General features: G+C 45.5%; 22 protein-coding genes, 2 pseudogenes and 1 other annotated feature. Of the genes and pseudogenes, 16 read left to right on the top strand and 8 right to left on the bottom strand.

What is annotated here, in order from left to right; all coding sequences use genetic code 11:
• Nucleotides 1-199 precede the first annotated feature (199 nt).
• Nucleotides 200-637, top strand: a complete 438-nt coding sequence (locus tag G470_RS0106110; protein WP_028274059.1) for a HEPN domain-containing protein — start codon at nucleotides 200-202, stop codon at nucleotides 635-637.
• Nucleotides 638-870: 233 nt separating this feature from the next.
• Here the strand turns inward: G470_RS0106110 and G470_RS0106115 are convergent, their stop codons facing one another.
• Complete coding sequence (locus tag G470_RS0106115; protein ID WP_084172112.1) at nucleotides 871-2,334, bottom strand: FAD/NAD(P)-binding protein; 1,464 nt, start codon at nucleotides 2,332-2,334, stop codon at nucleotides 871-873.
• Nucleotides 2,335-2,579: 245 nt separating this feature from the next.
• Between G470_RS0106115 and spxB the strand changes: the two genes are divergently transcribed.
• The gene (gene spxB, locus G470_RS0106120) at nucleotides 2,580-4,361 is read left to right on the top strand and encodes a pyruvate oxidase (RefSeq protein WP_028274061.1); all 1,782 of its coding nucleotides are present in this window, start codon (nucleotides 2,580-2,582) and stop codon (nucleotides 4,359-4,361) included.
• Nucleotides 4,362-4,590: 229 nt separating this feature from the next.
• On the opposite strand, the gene G470_RS0106125 is transcribed toward spxB, so the two are convergent.
• The 3 genes and pseudogenes from G470_RS0106125 to G470_RS14415 form a co-directional block, all read right to left on the bottom strand.
• A complete protein-coding gene (locus tag G470_RS0106125) occupies nucleotides 4,591-4,791 on the bottom strand; it encodes a cold-shock protein (RefSeq protein ID WP_028274062.1) in 201 nt (66 codons plus the stop codon).
• Nucleotides 4,792-5,131: 340 nt separating this feature from the next.
• Nucleotides 5,132-5,872, bottom strand: a pseudogene (locus G470_RS14850) (RtcB family protein).
• On the bottom strand, nucleotides 5,869-6,240 hold the full coding sequence (locus G470_RS14415; protein WP_035445198.1) for an RtcB family protein: 372 nt from the start codon (nucleotides 6,238-6,240) through the stop codon (nucleotides 5,869-5,871). Before G470_RS14415 ends, G470_RS14850 begins: the two are co-directional and overlap by 4 nt.
• 123 nt (nucleotides 6,241-6,363) lie before the next feature.
• Here G470_RS14415 and G470_RS0106135 point away from each other — a divergent pair, with 123 nt between their 5' ends.
• The 3 genes from G470_RS0106135 to G470_RS12885 all read left to right on the top strand — a co-directional run bounded on the left by G470_RS0106135 (nucleotide 6,364) and on the right by G470_RS12885 (nucleotide 9,325).
• Nucleotides 6,364-6,858 carry a metal-dependent hydrolase gene (locus tag G470_RS0106135; RefSeq protein ID WP_028274063.1) on the top strand — a complete coding sequence of 165 codons (495 nt, stop codon included), beginning with the start codon at nucleotides 6,364-6,366 and terminating at the stop codon, nucleotides 6,856-6,858.
• A gap of 115 nt (nucleotides 6,859-6,973) precedes the next feature.
• Nucleotides 6,974-7,561 (top strand): xanthine phosphoribosyltransferase, encoded by a 588-nt coding sequence (locus G470_RS0106140; RefSeq protein ID WP_028274064.1) that lies wholly within the window; start codon nucleotides 6,974-6,976, stop codon nucleotides 7,559-7,561.
• Between the two features lie 84 nt (nucleotides 7,562-7,645).
• The gene (locus G470_RS12885; RefSeq protein ID WP_240470652.1) at nucleotides 7,646-9,325 is read left to right on the top strand and encodes a Na/Pi cotransporter family protein; all 1,680 of its coding nucleotides are present in this window, start codon (nucleotides 7,646-7,648) and stop codon (nucleotides 9,323-9,325) included.
• A gap of 333 nt (nucleotides 9,326-9,658) precedes the next feature.
• Here the strand turns inward: G470_RS12885 and thpR are convergent, their stop codons facing one another.
• Both thpR and G470_RS0106155 read right to left on the bottom strand, forming a co-directional pair.
• Complete coding sequence (gene thpR, locus G470_RS0106150) at nucleotides 9,659-10,207, bottom strand: RNA 2',3'-cyclic phosphodiesterase (RefSeq protein WP_028274065.1); 549 nt, start codon at nucleotides 10,205-10,207, stop codon at nucleotides 9,659-9,661.
• A 16-nt stretch (nucleotides 10,208-10,223) separates the two neighbouring features.
• Nucleotides 10,224-11,117, bottom strand: a complete 894-nt coding sequence (locus G470_RS0106155) for a fumarylacetoacetate hydrolase family protein (RefSeq protein ID WP_028274066.1) — start codon at nucleotides 11,115-11,117, stop codon at nucleotides 10,224-10,226.
• A 167-nt stretch (nucleotides 11,118-11,284) separates the two neighbouring features.
• On the opposite strand from G470_RS0106155, the gene G470_RS0106160 reads away from it, so the two are divergent.
• The 10 genes from G470_RS0106160 to G470_RS0106205 all read left to right on the top strand — a co-directional run bounded on the left by G470_RS0106160 (nucleotide 11,285) and on the right by G470_RS0106205 (nucleotide 20,457).
• A complete protein-coding gene (locus G470_RS0106160) occupies nucleotides 11,285-11,521 on the top strand; it encodes a DUF2969 family protein (RefSeq protein WP_028274067.1) in 237 nt (78 codons plus the stop codon).
• A 115-nt stretch (nucleotides 11,522-11,636) separates the two neighbouring features.
• Complete coding sequence (locus tag G470_RS0106165; protein WP_051258466.1) at nucleotides 11,637-13,028, top strand: MATE family efflux transporter; 1,392 nt, start codon at nucleotides 11,637-11,639, stop codon at nucleotides 13,026-13,028.
• Between the two features lie 129 nt (nucleotides 13,029-13,157).
• Nucleotides 13,158-14,180 (top strand): YihY/virulence factor BrkB family protein, encoded by a 1,023-nt coding sequence (locus G470_RS12890; RefSeq protein WP_035445204.1) that lies wholly within the window; start codon nucleotides 13,158-13,160, stop codon nucleotides 14,178-14,180.
• Nucleotides 14,181-14,487: 307 nt separating this feature from the next.
• The gene (locus G470_RS0106175; RefSeq protein WP_028274069.1) at nucleotides 14,488-15,666 is read left to right on the top strand and encodes an FtsW/RodA/SpoVE family cell cycle protein; all 1,179 of its coding nucleotides are present in this window, start codon (nucleotides 14,488-14,490) and stop codon (nucleotides 15,664-15,666) included.
• A 131-nt stretch (nucleotides 15,667-15,797) separates the two neighbouring features.
• The gene (locus G470_RS0106180; RefSeq protein ID WP_028274070.1) at nucleotides 15,798-16,157 is read left to right on the top strand and encodes an arsenate reductase family protein; all 360 of its coding nucleotides are present in this window, start codon (nucleotides 15,798-15,800) and stop codon (nucleotides 16,155-16,157) included.
• A 12-nt stretch (nucleotides 16,158-16,169) separates the two neighbouring features.
• Entirely contained in the window at nucleotides 16,170-16,550 is a 381-nt protein-coding gene (locus G470_RS0106185; RefSeq protein ID WP_240470651.1) for a glycine cleavage system H family protein, read from the top strand.
• A 96-nt stretch (nucleotides 16,551-16,646) separates the two neighbouring features.
• Nucleotides 16,647-16,899, top strand: a binding site (T-box leader).
• A 69-nt stretch (nucleotides 16,900-16,968) separates the two neighbouring features.
• On the top strand, nucleotides 16,969-18,009 hold the full coding sequence (locus G470_RS0106190) for a methionine ABC transporter ATP-binding protein (protein WP_028274072.1): 1,041 nt from the start codon (nucleotides 16,969-16,971) through the stop codon (nucleotides 18,007-18,009).
• Nucleotides 17,993-18,697, top strand: coding sequence for a methionine ABC transporter permease (locus G470_RS0106195; protein WP_051258467.1), 705 nt, complete (start codon nucleotides 17,993-17,995; stop codon nucleotides 18,695-18,697). The genes G470_RS0106190 and G470_RS0106195 overlap by 17 nt, the downstream gene beginning before the upstream one ends.
• A 32-nt stretch (nucleotides 18,698-18,729) precedes the next feature.
• Nucleotides 18,730-19,566: a MetQ/NlpA family ABC transporter substrate-binding protein gene (locus tag G470_RS0106200; protein ID WP_028274074.1), complete on the top strand. Its 837-nt coding sequence runs from the start codon at nucleotides 18,730-18,732 to the stop codon at nucleotides 19,564-19,566.
• 33 nt (nucleotides 19,567-19,599) lie between these two features.
• Complete coding sequence (locus tag G470_RS0106205) at nucleotides 19,600-20,457, top strand: MetQ/NlpA family ABC transporter substrate-binding protein (protein ID WP_028274075.1); 858 nt, start codon at nucleotides 19,600-19,602, stop codon at nucleotides 20,455-20,457.
• 251 nt (nucleotides 20,458-20,708) lie between these two features.
• Here the strand turns inward: G470_RS0106205 and G470_RS0106215 are convergent, their stop codons facing one another.
• The gene (locus G470_RS0106215) at nucleotides 20,709-21,533 is read right to left on the bottom strand and encodes an aldo/keto reductase (RefSeq protein ID WP_028274076.1); all 825 of its coding nucleotides are present in this window, start codon (nucleotides 21,531-21,533) and stop codon (nucleotides 20,709-20,711) included.
• Nucleotides 21,534-21,623: 90 nt separating this feature from the next.
• Complete coding sequence (locus tag G470_RS0106220; RefSeq protein WP_028274077.1) at nucleotides 21,624-22,349, bottom strand: gamma-glutamyl-gamma-aminobutyrate hydrolase family protein; 726 nt, start codon at nucleotides 22,347-22,349, stop codon at nucleotides 21,624-21,626.
• 858 nt (nucleotides 22,350-23,207) lie between these two features.
• On the opposite strand from G470_RS0106220, the pseudogene G470_RS0106225 reads away from it, so the two are divergent.
• Nucleotides 23,208-23,449, top strand: a pseudogene (locus G470_RS0106225) (IS30 family transposase); the annotation flags it as partial.

Below are 23,449 nucleotides of genomic sequence, written 5' to 3' on the forward strand. Positions count from 1 at the left end.
ATTATCTGCATACTTTTTAGCTGTCCGCCAATTGATATCTAGCGTATCGGCAATTTCATTGATCGATTTATCGTGATTATTTCGCAGATTTTTGATAGTATTAATGTCGGTCATTGTTAGCATCCTTTTCTACCTCCAAGTTAAGCGTCGTAACTTAAACTTTAGAGGATTATTGGGAGGCTAACAAGGCCTTTTTTTATTGCCAGACTATGTACTTATTCATTGCAATCTTCTGTATTTCTATATTGCCATAAACAATAATGCTCGAAACCTTGAAAGGTACCACAAAATCCAGTATCCTCAGAGCATTTATTTTATAAAAAGGTTGGAAATGTTATTTAAAGAAATACCAAACACTCTGATGAATGAACAAGTAATTCAGAAGATTAATAATAAGGAAATCAAGAATCAGCAAGATTTAGTTAAAGCGATAAAAGATACCAGGAATTTCATTACCCATGCTGATGTAAAACCTAAAAAGAGTGAATTAATTTTACATAATCGAGAATTATTCATAGGGAATAAAATATTAGAAATGGTAATGAAATATTTAATTATGATAGAATTAGGATTGGATAAAGAGGATATCGAAAAAGAGATTAAAAATAACTCGAAATTTTATGTATTATACTGGTAATGGGAAACTGTTTTCAAAAGCATTATTATATAACCTGTAATGTTGATACAAAGGGGGCAATTGAGCCCCCTCGTCTCCATAGCAACAAGAAAGCTTCACTAGGGAACTTCTTATTCCTGAGTGGAGCTTTTTTCGTTATATAACCAAGATTTCTATAAACAGTTAAAAAGTAACGGTATGCCATTCGCTTGTGAGCGGCATACCGTTTTTCATTTTCTGTATTTTTGGAATAATCAACTGTCCATATATTTCTGAACAATTTCATGCGCTTTTTCCACAAGTGCCTTGACGTTGTTGTTTCCATAATGGGTGTTCGAGATCCAAGGGCCGATAAAAAAGCACGTATCAAGTTGGCCGTACCGCTGGCTGATCACTTGGCATTCCGGCCACGTCACCAATATGCCTCTTTTGTCTTTATCAAGCAGAAACCCTTTATCTAAAAGGTTCTTCAGTAGTGGATTATTATCGCCGATGCGGTCCGTATTGAAAGCAAAACCGGATGCATTGATGACGACATCCGCTTCATATGTCCCGCCGCTATTACTCTTCAAAGCAAAGGTATTATTCTTGTTTACGTCAATCAAATCGGGAACAACAAAAAGCTGTTCTTGATTCCATAACTGATACATATTCGCCACTGCATCCGGTGCCAAGCGCACTAAATAGTGGTTGAAGAGGGGTGCGTAATCCAAATGGTACCGCCTTTGGTCTTCTTTTGACAAAGACATGTAGAGGTCCCCTAAATGTTCGGACAAACGGGCAATATAGGCCTGTAGCTTTGAAAGCTCCGGGTGTTCTTGATTGAAATACGCATGGTAAGTACCTTCTAAATCGGCAGGGTCATATTTTTTACGGATAGCCGCAAGATCGATTGCATTTGCCTTCAAGTCTTGTTGGATGGTATCGATGATCCGGTCGAGAGGCACCACGCCTTTATGTTCAAGCGCTTCTTTTTCAAGCCAGTTTCTATCCAAAGAATAGGTCAGTGCAGCCCCTTGATAAGGCGGCACGCGAAGGGAATTGAAGGAAGGGACAACCGTAAAAATGCCGATTGGATGCTGTAAGTCTTTTTCGTGACTGAGGTAATTGACCAAATCAAACGCAGTTAGGCTGGATCCGATAATCGCTACTTTTGTATCCTGTTCTATTCCGTTTAATTTTTCAACCACCGGATAAGGATTATGTATATAATTCTCAAGACCATTTAAATCATAGAAATCGTTATAAGGCGGATTGCCTACCGCCAGAAAGAGATAGTCATAAGCCCCGTATTGTTCCCCGTTTAAATCTTCCAATAGGTAAGAAGTAGAGGCAGCTTCTTTTAGAACAACCGCATCTGCAATTTCTTTTTTATAATGCGAAATATTTTCTTTTTCTAATAAAAAGGTTAGGCGCTCGTGTGCATATTCTCCAAATACTGTACGGGGCACTAGATCTGCTCTAGAATCATATTCAGGATAATGAGATTCCAGCCAATTTGAGAATTCATATTTGTTTTCTGGATTCAACGACATGGCAGTCGGGAAGGCATTGACGAAAAGATGATTGGCATCTTTTCCGTAAGCCAAACCTGACGCGGGCTCATTGTTTGGATCGAAAATATCCACTTGTGTATCACCATCTAATTTCCCTGCAATATTTAAGGACATTAGAAGAGCCGCTCCGCTGACACCGAAACCGACAATTGCTATTTTCATTGATTATCACCGTTTTCTTCATGATGCAAGTAATTTTATCACAAACAGCCGCCTTTTAAAAAGAGTAACAGATTTTTTAAAGGAATGGTACAGGGTGTTCAAGGAGCGATAAATCAGGTTTATTAATGAATTCTTGCTTAATTATTAGACCTTATTTATCAATTAAACCTTGCAAAAAAAATTATAAGTGGTACAGTATTATAAGTGTTTCTATTTATGATATTATTTTTTGGAGGAATTTCAAAATGACACAGGGAAAAATTAAAGTTAGTACAGCTTCATTAAAAGTATTAGAAGGTTGGGGAGTAGATACCATTTATGGAATCCCTTCCGGAACTCTAGCACCTTTGATGGAAGCTCTAGGTGAACAAGAAGACACAAACATTAATTTCCTTCAAGTAAAGCATGAAGAAGTTGGGGCAAAAGCAGCTGTCATGCAATGGAAATTTGGTGGAAAACTAGGTGTATGTGTGGGATCAGGCGGTCCTGGTGCTTCTCACTTAATCAACGGTCTTTATGACGCAGCGATGGACAACACACCTGTTTTGGCTATTCTAGGTTCTCGTCCTCAAAAAGAATTGAACATGGATGCATTCCAAGAATTGAACCAAAACCCAATGTACGCTAGCATCGCGGTTTATAACCGTCGTGTGGCTTACGCTGAACAATTGCCAAAATTGATCGACGATGCCATCCGTACTGCAATTGCTAAACGTGGAGTAGCCGTATTGGAAGTTCCTGGTGACTTCGGTTACAAAGAAATCGATGCAGATGCATTCTACTCTTCCGGTCACAGCTACCGTGATTACGTTTCTCCTGCAATCGATGAAAAAGACATCGACGCTGCAGTTGAAGTGTTGAACAACTCTAAACGTCCTGTAATTTATGCAGGTATCGGAACAATGGGACACGGTCCAGCTGTTCAAGAATTGTCCCGCAAAATCAAAGCACCAATCATCACTACAGGTAAAAACTTTGAAACATTCGAATACGACTTTGAAGGATTTACAGGTTCAACTTACCGTGTAGGTTGGAAACCAGCTAACGAAACTGTTAAAGAAGCAGATACTGTTCTTTTCGTTGGTTCGAACTTCCCGTTTGCTGAAGTTGAAGGTACTTTCTCAAACATTGAAAACTTCATCCAAATCGACAACAACCCAGCAATGCTTGGTAAACGCCACAATGCAGACGTTGCGATCCTTGGAGATGCAGGCGAAGCAATCCACAAGTTGCTTGACAAAGTAGCACCAGTTGAAGAGTCCGCTTGGTGGAACGCGAACTTGAAGAACATTCGAAACTGGCGCGACTACATGACTAAATTGGAAACAAAAGAAAGTGGCGCATTGCAACTTTACCAAGTATACAATGCGATCAACAAATATGCGGACGAAGATGCGATTTACTCCATCGATGTTGGGAACTCCACTCAAACTTCCATCCGTCACTTGCACATGACTCCTAAGAACATGTGGAGAACTTCTCCATTGTTTGCTTCTATGGGTATTGCACTTCCTGGTGGTATTGCTGCTAAGAAAGTTCACCCTGAGCGTCAAGTATTCAACTTGATGGGTGACGGTGCGTTCTCTATGAACTACCAAGATATCGTGACTAACGTCGTTTACGACTTGCCAGTTATCAACGTAGTATTCACAAACACTGAGTACGGGTTCATCAAAAACAAATACGAAGACACAAACACAAACACATTCGGTACAGAATTTACTGATGTAGACTACGCGAAAATTGGGGAAGCTCAAGGCGCAGTTGGTTTCACAGTAAGCCGTATTGAAGACATGGATCGCGTAATGGCTGAGGCTGTTAAAGCTAACAAAGAAGGCAAAACAGTCGTTATCGATGCTAAAATCACTAAAGATCGTCCAATTCCAGTGGAAACATTGAAATTAGACCCTGCATTGTACAGCGAAGAAGAAATCCAAGCGTACAAAGAGAAATACGAAGCAGAAGAATTGGTACCATTCAGCGAATTCTTGAAAGCTGAAGGACTTGAGTCTAAAGTAGCTAAGTAATTTTCTAGCCGGTAACTTTAAGTTTAATAAAAAGGTGAGCCGACATTTTAAGTCGGCTCGCCTTTTTTCTTTTTTAAATTTGACGAGGGTTGGCAGGTAGGACAGCTGTTTTCGTGGAGTGAAGGGGACAAGAAGGGCGCACTCCACGCAATCAGTAGCATCCGGAAAATTTTTAAACGCAAAAAAGACCGCGAATCGTATTCGCGGTCTTTTGTTTGTATTTTATGAATTACGCTTTAACAACGTTTGCTGCTTGAAGTCCGCGGTTGCCTTCTTCAACGTCAAACGTTACTTCTTGGCCTTCATCCAATGTTTTGAAACCGTCTGTTTGGATTGCGGAGAAGTGGACGAATACGTCGTCTGCTCCATCGCGTTCGATGAATCCAAAACCTTTGTCTGCGTTAAACCATTTCACTGTACCTTGTTCCATTTTAAAACATCCTTTTCGTGCCTGTGGCACATGTATTTACATAGTTGCTTAAGGGCCGATCCGGAATGCTTTCACACAGTTCTTCGTGGTCTCTTACAATATGTTAATCACAGTGTACCACGCATACCCGCAAATACCTAACGTTTTTTTAAAACGACTTATTATGGACGTATTTAAGTTGGTAGGAGATATAGAGCTATATTCTTTATGCGAACACTTGTTTTGGTATGCGATATTCTGTATAATGAATCAGTTGTGACCTTTTGACACAAAAGCAAAAAAGACTGTTATAACAATGGTTTCTCTATTCTTCGTCGCATATGAAAAAGTGAGTAACTATTCATCCCATTAAATTATAAATCGGTTTGAGTCGTTCCACCACTTCCATGGTCGGGGCGGACAAGGCCAAAATCTCTGCCTGCTTTTTATAAGCAAGGGGCGCTTCGTCCAAAGTCGACTTGGAAACGGAAGAGGAATAGATGCCGGTCATCATTTTTTGGTAGCTCTCCAACGTGATTTGTTTTTTAGCCTGCGTGCGCGACATGGTTCTGCCGGCGCCGTGCGGGGCGGAAAAGTTCCAGTCTTCGTTGCCTTTGCCTACCGCAATCACCGATCCGTCACGGGAGTTGAAAGGAATTACCAGACGGGCGCCTTTTTTGGCGGATACCGCGCCTTTGCGGGCAATCATGGTGTCCACTTCAATGTAATTGTGCACCGTGTCAAATGAATCCAGGGCACTCAGACCTATGCGCTTCAAAATATTGTCGCGCATGGCCTAGTGATTCTGACGGGCGTATTTCTGCGAAAGATGCAGATCGTGAAGGTAATGTTCAAAAGACTTTCCGATGACAAACCCTTCGCCGGCATTGGCACCGGGGGCTTCGTTGTCGGCTATCGTTTGGTAAGTGGTGGCCACGGTGTGTCCGACGTTTCGGCTGCCCGAATGAATCAACAGGTAGACATTGCCTTCTTCAGAAGCTTCCAAACTGATAAAGTGGTTGCCGCCGCCCAATGTTCCGATGGACGTGTAAAACGTCTCTTCGTCAATTTGATCACTCACCAAAAAGTCATCCAAATTCACATATGGAGACGACTGGTAATCCGTATGGCGGGAAGTAAAGGGACGACTTTACGGATGGCGTCGTCAAATTGTTTCAAGAACTCTTTTTTTGGGGCCTGGTGGAAGGGGATGTCCACTTGTGTGACTGACACCCCGCATCCGATGTCGACACCGATAAAGTTGGGTACCACTTTATCGGTCACGGTCATGGTGGTGCCGACGGTTGCGCCTTTTCCGTAATGGATGTCCGGCATGAAGCGGACTTTGCTGTCTTTAAATTCTTCCCGGTTCATCATGTGCAGGACTTGTTCGTAAGAGGAAGGATCGACGTTTGGGTTGAATACTTTGGCTGTGTTATAGAGGCCTTTGATCTCAATAAATTCAGACATACTCATCCCTTTTTTCTAGTCGTTATTGACTTTAGATTTATCATACCAAGGAACACAAAAAGAGAACAGGCAGGACCATCGTTAATGGTCTGCCACCAAATAAGATGAGAGGAGGAACGCAAGATGCTGTATAAAACACACGTGGCAGTGACGTATGCGGCTGCGCTGCCGATGCTGCTGTCCACCAATTCTTTGACAGTGGGCAACGTTATTGCGGTCGGAATCGGATCGGTTTTTCCGGATATCGATCATCCGGGTTCCTACATCGGGAAGCGGACTCGAGGCGTGAGCGATGGCATCCGTCTGGTATTCGGACACAGAGGGCTCGCACACTCCATTGCCGGAGCGGCATTTTTCTTGTTTGTTTCCCAGTTCGTGCTTGCAGCACTTGGTATGCCGTCCATCTGGAGCGAATGGTTTTTGGTCGGCTACTTGTTACATATGGTCGAAGATTCGTTTTCTAAAACCGGTGTAGCCTGGCTGCAGCCTTTGTACAACAAACGCATTCAATTCGGGTTCAAGAAAATTTATTATTCCACAGGGGAGTGGTCGGAATCCCTTATTTTTCTGATTTCTTGTGGACTGATTGTTTATCAAATCTTGCAGATGTACCCTTAAGCAGAGCGCCGTTTTTTATCGGATAAAAACAACGAAAAGTTTCCGAACATTCTGTTGATTTACGTATGAAAAGTTCGTATACTGTAAGAAGTTATCCGATAAAGGGAGAGAAACCATGAATTACTTGAAAAAACGCATACTTAAAGACGGGCAAGTATTTGAAGGCAATGTGCTGAAAGTGGATTCGTTTTTGAACCATCAAATCGATCCGATGGTGATGAAAGAAATTGAAGAAGAACTGTATGCCCATTATAAAGACAAAGGCATCACAAAAGTGTTGACCATCGAAGCATCCGGAATCGCTCCGGCAATCATGATGGCGGCGCATTTGGAAGTGCCGATGTTGTTTGCGAAAAAATCCGAACCATCCACACTGTCCAACCAGGAGAAATACTCTACATTGGTGCACAGCTACACGAAAAACGTGACCAGCGAAGTGATGATTTCCAAACAATACCTGTCTAAGGACGATAAAGTATTGATTGTGGATGATTTCCTGGCAAACGGGGAAGCGGCACTAGGTTTGGTTGATTTGGTGGAGCAGGCAGGAGCCAAAGTGGTCGGTGTAGGCATTTGTATCGAGAAATCTTTCCAAAGTGGCCGCCAAAAATTGGAAGAACGCGGGTTGGAGGTCTATTCCATCTGCCGAATCGCTTCATTGGAGAACCAAACAGTGACCTTTCTGGAAGACGTAAAAGAGTAAATGCATGAGGGTTAGCCTCTGTAAAGGACGGACTTAGCGCACGTTCTTGGAGGACTGGGAATATTTTTGTTCGGATTGAAGTATATGGGCGACGGACTGCAACGTTCTGCAGGAGACAATCTTCGAGACATTTTGAATAAATTCACCTCGACACCTTTTCGTGCGATACTTGCGGGAATTGTGGTCACAGTACTTATTCAGAGCAGTTCCGGAACAACCGTATTGACAGTAGGTTTGGTCAGTGCCGGATTCATGACGTTGAAGCAGGCAATCGGGGTGGTGATGGGAGCCAACATTGGGACAACCATCACGGCATTTATCATTGGGTTTGACGTAGGGGCTTATGCCTTGCCAATCATGGCCATCGGGGCGTTTCTCCTGTTTTTCTTCAAAGGCTTGAAGATCAACAGTATCGGTCAAGTCATTTTCGGTTTTGGAGCCCTGTTCTTCGGTTTGGAATTGATGGGCGATGGAATGTCGCCGTTGAGAGACTTGCAAGTCTTCCGTGAATGGATGGTGAATCTGTCGGACAACCCGATTATGGGAGTGGGCGTGGGAACAGCCTTCACACTGCTCGTTCAAAGCTCCAGTGCCACGATTGGTATCTTACAAGAATTGTACGCGCAAGGGTCCATTGCTTTGGAAGCCGCCTTGCCGATTCTTTTCGGAAACAATATCGGGACGACGATTACAGCGATCATCGCAGCAATCGGTGCGAGTGTGGCTGCCAGACGGACAGCCGCTTCGCATGTCATCTTCAACTTAGTCGGAACCGTCGTGGTGGTTCTGTTGCTACGTCCGTTCACAGAGTTGTTGGTCGTTTTGTCTTCTGCCCTAGGATTGAACCCGGAAATGCAGCTCGCCTTTGCACACGGGATGTTCAACATCACCAATGTATTGGTGCAAATGTGGTTTATCAACCAGATTGCTGCACTCGTGGAAAAATTGGTTCCGGGTGAGGAATCGTTGATCGATTACACCACTCACCTTGATTACTCGCTTGTCCATGCTTCTCCCGCGATGGCGTTGAACCAGACAAAGATGGAAGTGGACCAAATGGGTGAAATCGTGCTGAAAGAGTTTCGTTCCATGTTTTCATACTATCAAACAGGAAATGAAAAAAATCATGAAGACACGATGCAGTTGGAAGAAGTGGTCAACAAGATTGATATGAGTTTGACAGAATACTTGATGCTGCTGTCAAACGAAGAACTGCCGCTTCAAAATACGCGTGAACATACCGTTCTGCTGGATGTCACCAAATATTTGGAACGGATTGGGGATCACTGTGAGACAATCTTGAAAAATTCCAAAGAAGCGGTCCGCATCAGCAAAAAACAATCTAAAAACAATAAAATGGATGCAGAATTGGAAAATGCCTTCAATGATGAAGATTTGATCGCTTTGTTCCAAATGGTGGAACAAAACGTCCAAGATGCCGTCCTGTCCTTCAAGGAAGACAGCCACTCGTTGGCCGGGAAAGTCCTGAAACGGGAAAAAGAAGTCAATGAGTTGGAAGACAACATCCGCAACAAATACATTCACCGTATGAATGCGGGAATCGGCCTGCCGTCAGACGGGATTCTATTTGTGGACATCGTCTCCAACTTGGAACGAATCAGTGACCATACCGTCAAAATAGCTAAACATGCGCTGGGCATCCGCTATGCCTTTGAGAAAACGAAAAGAATGCCGGCAACATCCCCTGCCAAGCTGGTAGAAGAAGCAGAAATGGCCAATGCCACTCAAGAACCAATCAGATAAAAAAATAAAGAAGAGGTTGGGACAATAGTCCCGACCTCTTTTGCGTTTCCGAATAGTATAGCGAAAATGCGCTCCAAAATGCAGACCCGACGTCCACTTTGTCATGACTGTAGTTGCTTTAGCAATGTACAGTCATGATACACTTGGGCATCTGCCCACAGTGCCTCCTTTAGAATAATGCTCGAGGGACTTCGCCCCTCATCCGCTTATTCGCTCCAGTTGCCATAGCCGTTGCCGCTTTAGCGGCTTACGGATATGGTATGCGTTAGAAGGTTCGGGTCTAAACGCATTTTGTCACGCTCTCTTTCTGATTCAATCATTCGTTTTGTAGAATCAAGTTCTCAATTGTACTTCTACCAACGGGAGGTAGCGCAGGCGGCCGTCTATCTGGGTGCTTTGGAACAACGTCACTTTAGTGGCCTCCACATTCATATGGGGCACGGAGACTCGTTGTTGGAAGGCCTCCCACTCCTCATCCAAACGAACGTTACGTCCCAACGTGATATGCGGTGTGTACGGCCGTGTTTCTAGAGGCAAGTCTATCCATTTCTCCAACTGAGCGTCTATGCGTGTTTGAAGCTCCATCAACAGTGGGTTGTCCTCTACGCCCACCCATAAAACAAGCCGCTTTCTTTTTTGGAACTGTCCGATCCCAGCGAGGGTCAATCGGAAAGGGCTTATCTCTTGAACCGCTTCTGACAATGCATTGTGAATCAGAGGAAGGGTTTCTTCCGGTGTTTCTCCAATGAATCGCAGAGTGAGATGGAAATGATCGACTCGGCTGAAGCGTCCTTTCGAGACTGAGGATTTGAGTTGTTGTTGAACATCAAGTAACTGTTTCTTCACCGACTCATCCAAGTCGATGGCTATGAACAGACGCATGCCGCTCCGCCTCCTGTCAGACCATTCGATTTTTCAACGTGCCAATGCCTTCGATCGTAATTTCAATTTCATCGTTCGGCAACAACCAGCGCTTGTCTTTGTCTTTTGCACCGGCGATGACACCCTTAGGTGTGCTGGTGAAAATCAAATCGCCCGGTTTTAAAGGAAGGTACTGAGAGATGTAACTGATCAAGTATGGAACAGTGAACAACATTTCATTTGTATTGCCGTCTTGGCGGGTCTCGCCGTTTAATTTCAGTTGAATCCGCAGATTCATCGGATCGGGGACTTCATCTTTGGTCACCACCACCGGACCGGTCGGAGCGGAATAGTTCAACGTTTTGCCAATCATCCATTGAGAAGTTTTGAACTGCAAATCGCGTGCAGTCAAGTCGTTGCCGCACGTATAGCCGAAAACATAATCATACGCCCGGTTGTACGGAATGTTTTCACCTTCTTTTCCTATAACCACGACCAGCTCTGCTTCGTAATCCATTTGCTCAGAGGAAGTCGGCAACGGCAGATCTTGCAGATGGGCTGAAAGAGCATTGTTGTATTTGTTGAAGAAGACAGGAACGGTCGGGATTTCTCCGACAACTTCCGCCGCATGTTGCGTGTAATTCATGCCCACACAAATGATTTTTTCGGGATTAGCGTTCATTGGCAGGTAATGAATGTCGTCATCTGTGACATACTCGGATGGATCAGGATTGTTTTGTACTTCAATCAAAAGGTTTTCTAACAGCTTTAGTTGACTGTCGGGATGGACTAGAATTTCATCCATTGACTTTGGCGCAGGAAGAGAACGTCTGGCCGCAGCCTGCCCGACATCAAGGAGTCCTTCTTCCAACCGAATACCAAGTTTCGGTTCGTTCGGATGTTTCTTGTAATAGTAACGTGTTAATTTCATTAGAAATACTCCTTATGATTAAAAATGTTAGTGTCGTCATGTATCAGTATAGCTCAAAAAGAAGGGCATTGGCAAAAAAATAGAAGCGTTTTACATTCGGTATGTGTTGACAACACTGCTTGTTTTTGGGAAACTTTCTTTGAAATAGGAATGGAGAGGGATAGAAGATGGGCAGAAGAAAAAAACAGAACGACATCAAAGTGGAAGTGGAAGAAACAAAGGGTTCCACGAAAGAATCACAGGAATACCAAGTTGTAGTGAATAAGAAAGTCATCGGCACGGTTTCCCAAAAACAAGGTGACATGGCTGAAGCGGTATTCCGGTCCAACCAGCCGCATAAAGTGCGCGATATTGATGAAGGTATTCAGTACATTTTGATGGAGTATAACTTACACGATCTTTGATCAACAATTCAGTGAAATGGCAGGACAACTGACCGTCCTGCCATTGTTTTTTCATCTCTTTATTGGTACAGTTGTTATTAAATACACAAACGAATAAAAAGGAGACGAACGTACAGTGCAGAATCGTAAAACGGCTGTGAACAGCCGTGAGCGGACAGCCAGGCTGACCATGAGAAAAGAAATCATGGCGGTGGCATGGCCGGTCCTGCTCGAATTGGTGTTGAGTGCTCTCTTCGGGATGATTGATATGATGATGTTGGGGAATATTCCCGAACATGCATATGCGGCGGCAGCTGTTTCCTCAGTAGGATTGACGAACCAGCCTCTATTTTTAGGAATTGGAGTGGTCCAGGCGTTCAACGTCGGAGGAACCGCTATTATCGCCCGTTATTATGGAGCCGGTGAAAAACACCGGATGCAAAATGTCTTGAAGCATGTTGTGTTGTTCAGCACACTGTTTTCCATGATTTTATCGCTGTTTGGTTTGTTCAATGCGGAAGCAATTTTGGCTTTTATGGGTGGCGAACCTGAGACTGTTGCCATCGGAGCGATTTATTTCCGTATCATCTGTATCAGTTACTTGTTCCAGTCATTCAACATGGGAATTTCCGGAGCGTTGCGGGGAATCGGGAACACCAAGACACCGATGAAAATCAATCTGCGTGTGAACTTGTTGAATGTTTTCGGGAATGCCGTGCTGATTTATGGATTGTTCGGACTGCCGAGATTGCTTGTCGCGGGAGCTGCTGTTTCCACAGCATTTGCGAATTTTGTCGCGAGTGTACAGATGATCCGGTACCTCACTTCTGGAAAAAGCGAACTGACACTGGACTGGAAAGAAAAATTCGTCTTCAATAAAAAAACAATGCGCGACATTCTGCAAATTGGACTGCCATCAGCTGGGGAACAACTGGTGTTGCGCGCAGGCGCCATCATATTTGTTCAAATTGTTTCCAGTTTGGGTACCGTCGTTTTTGCGGCCCACCAAATCGGAATGAACATATTGAGTTTGTCATTCACGTTGGGACAAGCATTTGGAATCGCCTCTTCTTCATTGGTGGGACGCACATTAGGGCGGCGCCAAAAAGGGATGGCCACCGATTACGCCACCATGACTGGAAAAATTGCTTCAAACTTTGGTATGGGATTGGGGTTGGTGTTCTTTGTCGGAGCTGAGTCTATCGTTGGATTGTACTCCAACGATCCAAACATCGTTCAAAGCGGGGCGATGGCTTTGCGCATCGTCTCTCTGGTTCAGCCGTTCCAAGCTCATCAGCTGACCACTGTTGGAACTTTGAGAGGAGCCGGCGATACATTGTTCCCGCTCTTTTCCACATTTGCAGGAATTTTAGTGGTGCGCATCGTCACTGCCTATGTGTTGATTAATATGTACGGAATGGGCTTGATGGGTGCATGGATCGCGATTGTCTTTGACCAGTTGATACGCTGGCTCGTGATCGGGTTCCGTTTCCGCTCCGGAAAATGGCGGAACGTTGTCATCACCTAACGAAACTACACGAAAGCTGTCTCTTAAGAGGCAGTTTTTTTGTTTCAACAATCGATAGAACCTATCATTATGGGTCAAAGGAGCCGTTATGATATAGTAAATTCAAAATAAGGAAAGGACGTGAAGGGGTTGGGAAGTCAATCAAAGGAAGCGTCATTCCAAGATAAACTGGCCCGATTTATCCGAATTGCTCAGTCAAACTGGTCTCGAGCAGAAGTCACACAAAATGCAGCAGAGATGGCATACTTCGCTCTTCTCTCATTATTCCCGGTATTATTGGTTATCGCGAACATCATCCCTCTTCTACCGATCAATGAAGGGGAAATCATGCAGTATCTGCAGACAGCACTGCCCGGGGACGTGTTCAATGTTCTGCAGCCGGTTCTGGAAGGATACTTGCAAGGCGGGAGCGGGGGCGCCATTTCCATCGGGGTGCTGACGTCTATCTGGTCTGCAAGTAAGGTGATCAACAGTTTGCGGAACGTACTCAATGATGTGTATGGAGTAGAGTTGGAAAATAATTTTCTCCTCGCCCGGGTACTTTCGGTAGCGGTCATGATGTTGATTTTGGGAGCGATTGGGGCGGTCATCTTTGCCTTCGTTTTCGGAGAACAGATCCTAATGTTTGTCGAAAACACATTGGGCATCCAAATCCCGTTGGTCCAACAAATCTTGTCGTTCAGGTGGCTGATTCTCCTGGTTGTGTTCCTGTTGTTTTTCACATTGATTTACCAATTTGTGCCGAACCACGCATTATCGATTAAATACGCGGTTCCTGGGGCGATTTTCGCCACAGTCGGCTGGATTGTGTTGTCGCAGGGCTTTTCGCTTTACGTCTCATTGGCAGGCGGAGAAGCAGCAGGGAGTGCGACATTCGGGGCGTTTATTGTCCTTATGTTGTTCCTTTATCTAGCGGCGACGCTCGTCTTGCTCGGCGGTTTGGTGAATGCCATTTACTACGAATGGAAAAATGGTCAGTCGGTGGAAGAGTACACGACTGAACTGGAAAAACAAAAGCAGCTTGAACAAGAAGGCACCACGGAATACCCAAAAGAAGACACACGTCTGTTGCGGAGACAGTTGACAAAAGTCAACCGCTTGAAAGGCGAAGAAGTGCAAGAACGAATCGACAAAAAAGAGAACAACAACTAATACGAAAAATCCGGCTTTGCACACGAGGCCGGATTTTTTGTATCCATAAATAAACGGGAAGAGAAGCAATTTATCCCTTTCAAGTGAATATTTGGTGAAGATTTTTTTATTGTGTTCCGTTACGCGTGCTTTTTGTATATAATAATTCAGAGAGTAGAATGAAATCGATGAAGTTCCATAGAGCATTGAAACAACTGACTTTTCACTCATTCTTCCGGTAGAAGGAAGAGTGTTTTTTATATGTAGAGAAGGCTGAAAGAATGCGGCATTCATTTTATAACGAAACACAAAAGGAGCAGTACGATTCATGGCAGACAAAGAAAATAAAAGCAGGATCGATTACGGCATCATCCTGTCGGTAATGTTGTTGTTTTTGATCAGTGTAGCGACGATTTTTTCCGCCACATATTTGATCGGAAACAGCGGGATCAGGCCCACCATCATGCAGATTGTATGGTACATCGTGGGTGCAGTGTCCATTATAGTCATCATGCAATTTGATTCAGAACAGTTGTGGAAGATGACGCCTTACGCCTATTGGTTTGGTATGCTGCTGCTGGTGTTGGTGCTTATCTTCTATGACCGGCCGACCGCCATCCGAACTGGGGCCCGAAGTTGGTTTAAGATTGCAGGATTGACCTTCCAGCCCTCGGAGGTAGTGAAGATTGCGTTCATCCTCCAGCTGGCACGGGTGGTGACTCTTCATAACAGCGAGTACCCTCAACACACCAATTCAAGCGACTGGCTTCTTTTAGGAAAAATTTCAGGATATTCCGCCATCCCGCTTGTCTTGGTACAGTTGCAGAATGACTTGGGAACCGTGTTGGTGTACATGTCCATCATGGCCGGAGTCATCTTGGTGTCCGGCGTTCGTTGGCAGATTTTGCTGCCGATATTCCTCGGCGCCGCGTTCATCGGCACCTCGTTGATTCTGCTGGTGGTGTTCAACCGGGACTTCCTCTTGAACCTCGGCTTCAAACCGTATCAGTTCGCCCGGATTGATTCCTGGCTGGATCCGTATCACGATACAACGAACGCTTCGTACCAGTTGATTCAAGCGATTAAAGCGATTGGGTCGGGGCAGATATTCGGAAAAGGGTTCGGAGTGTCGGAAGTGTACGTTCCAGTTAGAGAATCCGACATGATTTTCTCGGTCATTGCCGAAAACTTCGGATTCCTCGGCGGCGCCTTCTTGATTTTTGTGTATTTCATTTTGATTTACCAAATTGTCAGCGTTGTATTCGAAACCAAAAATGAGTTTTACACATACATTGCAACCGGGGTTATCATGATGATCTTGTTCCACGTTCTGGAAAACATCGGCATGAACATCGGGCTGCTGCCGCTGACGGGGATTCCACTCCCGTTCATTTCCCAAGGTGGATCGGCACTGCTCGGAAACATGATGGCCGTCGGTCTGGTGATGTCCATGCGGTACCACTACAAGAGCTACATGTTTTCCACAGACAAACGAGTATCTTATTAAACCGTCCATTAAAAAGTGGCTGTTCCTCTTTCAACTGAGAGGACCGGCGGCTTTTTTGCTTTTTCCCGGACTTGCTCCAATATTTACTGGAGTGTATACTTGAGAGGCAGCGTAAAACAGGAGGCAGTATGATAATGGACTTTTATTGTCATCCAACGTGTACCACATGCAAAAAAGCAAGACGTTGGTTGGATGAACAGAACATTGCGTACCGATTCATCAACTTGAAAGAGACTCCACCGTCAAAAGAGAGTCTGGTGCAGGCGATGGAAGATTCGGACAAACCAATCCGCCAGTTTTTCAACACGAGTGGCAACCGTTATCGGGAATTGAATTTGAAAGACAAGGTTCCTGCGATGGGGATGGAAGAAGCAGCCGGTGTGTTGGCGGAAGATGGGATGTTGCTCAAACGCCCGCTTGCTGTCCGAGGAGACAAGGTGACCATCGGATTCAAGGAGAACGAATACGAAAAAGTATGGAAAAATGAGTAGGGAGACGATGACATGGCAGAAGAAACAATGATCAGATACAGCAAAAATGGACTTTGGATTGAGAAGACAGGCGACACATACCGTTTCGGGTTGTCTGAAAAAGGACAGGATGATATCGGGGAAGTTATGTTTGCCGAACTTCCCGATGTGATGGAAGCATTGAAAGCCGATGAAACAGTCATCGGTGTCGAAGGCGCCAAAGCAGTCACAGAATTGACTGCGCCTGTTTCCGGTAAAGTGGTCCGCGTACACAAAGAAGTGGAAGACCAACCGGAACTGTTGAACAGCCCGGATAAAGACGACAACTGGATCATGGAATTGACCGATGTATCCGAAGAAGAGTTTTCCAACTTGCCAGAAGAAATGGACCCCATTTCAACAGACGAAGACTAAGCGGCAAACTGGGATTCCCTGTTGACACATGGGTGGCCGTTTGTTAAAATGACGTCAATGAAATGCGAATTCATTTAACATAAACAAATTAGATACATTGATGCGATGAAAAGAAGAGTACGTTTTGAAACCATTCATAGAGAGCCTCGGCTGGTGAAAAGAGGCAATGGGGAAGGAACGGAAGATGGTCTTTGAGCAGGAGTGGTGAACGCCTAAGCGCAAGCCACACCCGGCAGCACCCGATAACGTGCCTCGGTATGCGGAGTAGTCCAAGTACCGTCAGAGGTTGTTTTAGCGATAAAACAGCGAATAAAGGTGGTAACACGGAAGCGAAACTTTCGTCCTTTAGGAATGTCAGCATTCCGAGGGCGGAAGTTTTTTTTATTTACTAGAAACAGATGAGAGAGGATATGGATCGATGATTGATCTTAAAAACGTCACGAAAATATTCAGTGATGGAAAAGAACAGATCACAGCGGTGGACGACGTCTCCCTGTCGATCAAAGAAGGCGAAATTTACGGCATCATCGGTTATTCCGGTGCCGGAAAAAGTACACTCGTACGCACATTAAATGGATTGGAAAAACCAAGTTCCGGGGAAGTCATCATTGACGGAAACAACTTGAGCGCGCTGAAAGGCGGCGACCTCCGAAAAGAACGGCAAAAAATTGGAATGATCTTCCAGCACTTTAACTTGTTGTGGAGCCGGACGGTAAAAGAAAACATCCAGTTCCCGCTTGAAATTGCAGGCGTCCCGAAAAACGAGCAGGAAGAAAAAGCCAGCGAATTGATTCAATTGGTCGGATTGGAAGGGCGCGAAGACGCGTATCCGGCGCAATTGTCCGGCGGGCAAAAACAGCGTGTCGGCATCGCCCGCGCTTTGGCGAATGACCCGAAAGTCCTGCTTTGTGATGAAGCGACCAGCGCATTGGACCCGCAGACCACAGACGACGTATTGGATTTGCTGGTCGACATCAACAAGCGTTTGAATCTGACCATTGTCATCATCACTCATGAAATGCACGTCATTCGGAAAATTTGTCACCGTGTGGCCGTGATGGAAGGCGGGAAAGTGGTGGAAGAAGGCAACGTATTGGACGTCTTCAAGAACCCACAGAAAGAAATTACCAAACGGTTCATCCGCCAAGATACCGACCCGGACAGCGAAGACACGGATGAAATTTTGGCACAGCTCATTGAGCAGTACCCGAACGGCAGAATCGTGCACTTGACGTTCCATGGAACCGGCGCACAGGCACCGATCATTTCCACCATCAGCCGGAAATTTGAGGTGGATGTCAACATCATCCAGGGAAGCATCCAAGCAACTCAGGAAACACCGATCGGTTCTTTGTACGTTCAACTTTTGGGAGAAGAAATCGCACTACAACAGGCCATTGCAGAATTCAACCGTATGCAGGTGGAGACGGAGGTGATCGAACATGTGGCCGACAATTAAACTAGGTGAAAGCATCTTTTCTCAATATGCCGAATTTTCCGACATCAACTGGGAAAACATGTGGGAAGCGACGCTTGAAACATTGTATATGACGGTCGGTTCGGTCATGGCCGTCTTCTTTTTAGGAATTTTATTGGGACTCTTGCTGTTTGAGACAAATGACAAAGATACGCCGTTTGCCCGCGGATTGTACCGGTTGGTTGCGTTTTTCGTCAACGTGTTCCGTTCGATTCCATTCATTATTTTGATTGTGTTATTGATTCCATTCACAAAAGAAATCGTCGGATCCATTACCGGTCCGACAGCTGGACTGCCGGCCCTTATCCTTTCGGCAGCTCCGTTTTACGGCCGCTTGGTGGAAACAGGCTTCCGGGAAATCGACAAAGGAGTCATTGAAGCAGCAGAAGCGATGGGTGCCAGCAAATGGCAGATTATCTACAAAGTATTGATTCCAGAGAGTCTGCCGTCCATCGTGGCCGGCATCACCGTGACCAGCATCTCACTGGTCGGCTATACAGCCATGGCGGGTGTAATCGGGGCAGGCGGATTGGGGAACTTGGCCTATTTGGAAGGGTTCCAACGCAGCCGGCCGGCCGTCACGTTGGTTGCCACTATCTTGATTTTGATTATCGTGTTTGTCATCCAGGCAGTCGGAGACAGAGTGGTCCGCGCCATCGACAAACGTTAAGTAGAAGAACGTCATTCAGGGGGAGAAATCGTATGCGTAACAAAAAATGGATTACAGGAATCGCCGCTGCAGGAGTGGCATTGGTATTGGGAGCCTGCGGAAACGGAGGCGAAACAGCCGGAAGCGGATCGGACGAACAGGTTCTCCGCGTCGGCGCCTCCAACGTGCCGCACGCTGAAATTTTGGAGTTGGTCGCGCCGAAATTGGAAGAAGACGGCATCACGTTGGAAATTGAAACGTACAACGACTACGTGATTCCAAACGTCGCGTTGGACGAAGGCGACATTGACGCCAACTACTTCCAGACCATTCCGTATTTTGAGTCAGAGATGGAAGAAAACGGCTATGACTTTGTGAACATGGGATCCATCCACATCGAACCGTTGGGCGCTTATTCACAGGACTATGCCAGCTTGGACGAATTGCCGGAAGGAGCCAGAGTTTTGGTGCCCAACAGCATTACGGACCACGCACGAGTGGTGACCATCCTTGAAGCAGCTGGGTTGGTGACGTTGGAAGAAGGCGTGGAAAAAACACAGGCGTCTTTCGATGACATTGTGGAAAACCCGCGCAATCTGCAATTTGAGTATGATTACGATCCGGCATTGATGCCGACCATGTACGAACAAGGAGAAGGGGATGCTGTCTTCATCAACTCCAACTTCGCCGTGGACAACGGATTGAATCCGGTGGAAGACGCGATTGCATTGGAAGACCCGACTTCACCCTACGCCAACATTGTTGCGGCTCGCTCAGAAGATGCAGAAAATGAAGCCATCCAACGTTTGGTGGAAGAATTACAAACTCCAGAAACCCAAGAGTTCATTTTAGAAACTTGGGGCGGAGCGGTCATCCCGGTAACGGAGTAATATAAAAAAGCACAATCAATAAGAGGGGGAAGAATGATGAGAAACAAAAAGTGGATCACAGGATTGGTTGCAACAGGTGTCGCGTTAGTGTTGGGAGCTTGCGGAAACGGCGGCGAGGAAACTGCGGACACTTCCGCAAACGGTGGAGAGTCCGGTGAACAGACGATTCGTATTGGTGCTTCCAACGTGCCGCACGCTGAAATCTTGGAATTTGTGGCGCCGAAATTGGAAGAAGAAGGCATCACATTGGAAATTGAGACGTACAACGATTACGTGATTCCAAACGTCGCTTTGGATGAAGGCGACTTGGACGCCAACTATTTCCAACACATTCCGTTCTTTGAAGAAGCCGTAGCAGAAAACAACTATGATTTCGTCAATGCCGGTGCCATCCACATCGAGCCGTTGGGTGCTTATTCCCAGCGCCACGAAAGCTTGGAAGACCTGCCTGAAGGTGCCACCGTCCTTGTCAGCAACAGCACACCGGACCACGGACGTGTGTTGGCCATCTTGCAGGATGCCGGTTTGATCACAGTGGAAGAAGGCGTGGACTTGACCACTGCTTCTTTTGACGATGTGGCGGAAAACCCGCGCAATTTGCAGTTTGAGTACGAGTTTGACCCGGCGTTGATGGCGACGTTGTTGAACCAAGACGAAGGCGACGTCGTGTTCATCAACTCCAACTTTGCCGTGGATAACGACTTGAACCCGTCTGAAGATGCGATTGCATTGGAAAGCACCAGCTCTCCATACGGAAACATCGTTGCTGTTCGCTCGGAAGATGCAGAAAACGAAGCCATTCAACGTTTGATTGAGGAATTGAGATCCCAAGAAACACAAGACTTCATCTTGAAAACATGGGGCGGCGCAGTCGTTCCGGTAACTGAATAACGAACGAAAAAGCAGCCGTTGAAGCGGCTGCTTTTTTCTTTGCGAGGAAGTTGGATGTCAACTCGAGAGAAATTCTCGAATGAATCGACACTCAAAAGCAATGCAATGGCGACTCAGGAAAAAGTTTCAGATGAGTCGTCATTGAAACGCAAAGGAATGGTGACTCAGATTAAATTGTCACACGAGCCGCCATCAAAAGACCTTAAATAGAAAAAGGGACCGCCTCAATTGCTTGAGACAGTCCCGCTGTTTTATTTATCAAATCGTTCCGGGTTCCAACCGAAGCGGTGGTCCTGGTTCAAGCGGTCGATTTCGTCCATGTCTTCTTGGGACAATTCAAAATCAAAGATATCCGCATTTTCTTGGATGCGTTCTTTGTGGACAGATTTTGGAATCGTGACGATGCCGTGTTGGATATCCCAGCGCAGCATCACTTGAGCCGGAGACTTGCCGTATTTTTCACCGATCGCTTTCAAGTCTTCGTTCTGCAGCAAGTTCCCGCTTCCCAGAGGCGAATAAGCTTCAACGACGATGTCTTGTTCTTTGCAGAATTGGCGCAGCGGTTCTTGGTTCAAATACGGATGCAGTTCAATCTGGTTGACCATCGGCTTGATTTCCGCGGTTTCCATCAATTTTTCAAAATGGTGCTGGTGGAAGTTGCAGACGCCGATCGCGCGGATGCGCCCGTCTTTGTAGAGTTTTTCCATGGCTTTCCATGTATCGACAAAACTTTCTGCCACAGGCCAGTGGATGAGGTACAAGTCCAATGTTTCCAAGCCCAATTTTTTTATGCTGTCTTCAAAGGCTGCCAATGTTTCTTCATAGCCTTGGTTGGAGTTGGCTACTTTGGTGGTCACAAAGATGTCGTCACGGCTGACACCGGACTCTTTGATTGCCTGCCCGACTCCTTTTTCGTTGCCGTAAGCAGCGGCGGTATCCACCATGCGGTAGCCTGCTTCAAGCGCCCACTTGACGGAATGGATCACCTCATCGCCGTCGTCCACCTGCCATACACCCAAACCAAATTGGGGCATCTGAACCCCGTTATGCAATGTCACTGTATCTGTCAAACCCATGTACATCCCTCCAAAAAATAGTTACTTGGTCAGTATACCGCTTTTTTGGACAGAATAAAAAGGGTTTCACTCGAAACCCTTTGGTAAAATTCACTTATTCTTTTTGACTTCTTTTACGAAGGCATCAAATAACCCTTGCATCTGTTCGTTGCTTTCCGCCATCCATTCAGGGTGCCACTGGATCCCGACGGCGAAGCGTCCATCTTCTTTTGTTTCAACTGCTTCAATCACTCCGTCTTTGCTCCAGGCAACTGCTCGAAACGGATCCGCCAAAGTTTTTACCGCTTGATGGTGGAACGAATTGACCATGGTGGAAGTGCCGAAAAGGTTGCTGGTCCAAGAATCAGGTTCCAAAGAGATGGAGTGGACACCGATGTTTTGCATGGACTGTTGGACATGCTGGAGGTGGAAATCCGGCTGCTGCGACAAGTCTTGGTACAAGGTGCCGCCGAATGCCACGTTCATCAGCTGCAACCCGCGGCAGACCGCCAACAACGGCTTTTTCGTTTTCCAAACCTCTTCAATCAGGGCCAATTCAAAGGCATCCCGGTTCGGGGAAATCGCCCCTAATTTTGCATGCGGTTCTTCGCCGTAAAGTACGGGATTCACATCCTGACCGCCGGCAAGCACCAATGCATCAAGTTCTTTCAAATAATCCGCTGCGTTCTCGGTCACAGAGGTGGGGATGACCACCGGCAGTGCGCCTGCTTGTTCCAACCCACGGACAAACCCGTGCGGCGTGTAGGTGATGGGCAGGCCATGCAGATCGGTGGAAGAGAGGAACATGTTCGCGGCTATTCCAATTACTGGTTTCATGAATTGCATTCAAACCTTTCTTTTTTCATTAAACAGTTAGACAATTTTCTCGTGTCTGTCTATTGTACCACCACTTTACAAGTTATTGAAGGTATCGTTTTTTCTTACACCATTGGTCAAAAGCTCTTAAGATAGCCAATGAATTAATCTTGCTTTCGAGTGAAGACACGAAAGTATAGAAAAATACTTCTTCTACGTATATTTATTAATTAACTATATTATACGAGGATGCGAAGCGACCCAGCGAAGCGGTTGTGCGGACAGGATAAGATAGACACAGCTTTCTGTGTTTCACAGCTCAACTAAAAAGAATGCAAAGCGACCAAAAAAAGCAAAAAGGGAACAGGTAATACTGTTCCCTTTTTGCTTTTTCATTTTATCTTTTTTTGGTTCTACAATATTTAATGTTGGTCAGCACCAATGTGTTCTTATGGCTTTCTATCAGTAACCCATCGACCGAAGAAAATTTCTTTACCAACATTAGAAGAGGAAGAACCCATTATTTGGAAGCTTCTACTGTACCCGTTATTGAAGCTGGTAAAAAAAACGCAATTATTCTTTACATTTATGTGACTTAGGCCGTTGATTTTTCGTGGCACTCTTTAAAATAGCTTCTCTAAATAAGCAGGTGCACGACACGTAGACTCCTGCGGGAACAGCGGACCAAGTGAGACCCCACAGAACGAAACACAGTGCCGTTCGAGTAGGCTCGCGGTTCGCCCGCGGAAAGCGAAGTGTCTGCCCTGCATGTATCAACGCTTGTTTAAAACGTGGATTGTATAATTAAGCGAGACAGAAAAAAGACATGTTATGATACACTCAAATTAACCTACCAAAGCTAAGGAGAGTGCACCATACATGTCGTACACCCATCTTACCAAAACAGAACTCATATTCATAGAAGAATACTTTGCCATTAATCTCAGTGGTCGCGAGATTGCTAAAAAGCTTAAGCGAGGTCATGAAGCAGTCTACAGAGTAATCAGGAAGTTGAAAACGGGTAAAACAGCGATCGATATTTATCTAGAATACAAAGAAAACAAACAAAAATGTGGACGTAAACCTATTCAACTTCCTCAAGGTGAAGTTGATTACATCAA

Source organism: Atopococcus tabaci DSM 17538 (assembly GCF_000429585.1).
GTDB lineage: Bacteria > Bacillota > Bacilli > Lactobacillales > Carnobacteriaceae_A > Atopococcus > Atopococcus tabaci.

Bases quoted from the DNA above. Each gene is read 5' to 3' on its own strand.
- G470_RS0106190 (WP_028274072.1), top strand. From the start codon at position 16,969: ATGATTGATCTTAAAAACGTCACGAAAATATTCAGTGATGGAAAAGAA.
- thpR (WP_028274065.1), bottom strand. From the start codon at position 10,207: ATGCGTCTGTTCATAGCCATCGACTTGGATGAGTCGGTGAAGAAACAG.
- G470_RS14415 (WP_035445198.1), bottom strand. From the start codon at position 6,240: ATGTCTGAATTTATTGAGATCAAAGGCCTCTATAACACAGCCAAAGTA.
- G470_RS0106215 (WP_028274076.1), bottom strand. From the start codon at position 21,533: ATGGGTTTGACAGATACAGTGACATTGCATAACGGGGTTCAGATGCCC.
- G470_RS0106155 (WP_028274066.1), bottom strand. From the start codon at position 11,117: ATGAAATTAACACGTTACTATTACAAGAAACATCCGAACGAACCGAAA.
- G470_RS0106185 (WP_240470651.1), top strand. From the start codon at position 16,170: ATGGCAGAAGAAACAATGATCAGATACAGCAAAAATGGACTTTGGATT.
- G470_RS0106115 (WP_084172112.1), bottom strand. From the start codon at position 2,334: ATGAAAATAGCAATTGTCGGTTTCGGTGTCAGCGGAGCGGCTCTTCTA.
- G470_RS0106140 (WP_028274064.1), top strand. From the start codon at position 6,974: ATGAATTACTTGAAAAAACGCATACTTAAAGACGGGCAAGTATTTGAA.
- spxB (WP_028274061.1), top strand. From the start codon at position 2,580: ATGACACAGGGAAAAATTAAAGTTAGTACAGCTTCATTAAAAGTATTA.
- G470_RS0106135 (WP_028274063.1), top strand. From the start codon at position 6,364: ATGCTGTATAAAACACACGTGGCAGTGACGTATGCGGCTGCGCTGCCG.
- G470_RS12885 (WP_240470652.1), top strand. From the start codon at position 7,646: ATGGGCGACGGACTGCAACGTTCTGCAGGAGACAATCTTCGAGACATT.
- G470_RS0106160 (WP_028274067.1), top strand. From the start codon at position 11,285: ATGGGCAGAAGAAAAAAACAGAACGACATCAAAGTGGAAGTGGAAGAA.
- G470_RS0106195 (WP_051258467.1), top strand. From the start codon at position 17,993: ATGTGGCCGACAATTAAACTAGGTGAAAGCATCTTTTCTCAATATGCC.
- G470_RS0106200 (WP_028274074.1), top strand. From the start codon at position 18,730: ATGCGTAACAAAAAATGGATTACAGGAATCGCCGCTGCAGGAGTGGCA.
- G470_RS0106175 (WP_028274069.1), top strand. From the start codon at position 14,488: ATGGCAGACAAAGAAAATAAAAGCAGGATCGATTACGGCATCATCCTG.
- G470_RS0106205 (WP_028274075.1), top strand. From the start codon at position 19,600: ATGATGAGAAACAAAAAGTGGATCACAGGATTGGTTGCAACAGGTGTC.
- G470_RS0106220 (WP_028274077.1), bottom strand. From the start codon at position 22,349: ATGAAACCAGTAATTGGAATAGCCGCGAACATGTTCCTCTCTTCCACC.
- G470_RS0106125 (WP_028274062.1), bottom strand. From the start codon at position 4,791: ATGGAACAAGGTACAGTGAAATGGTTTAACGCAGACAAAGGTTTTGGA.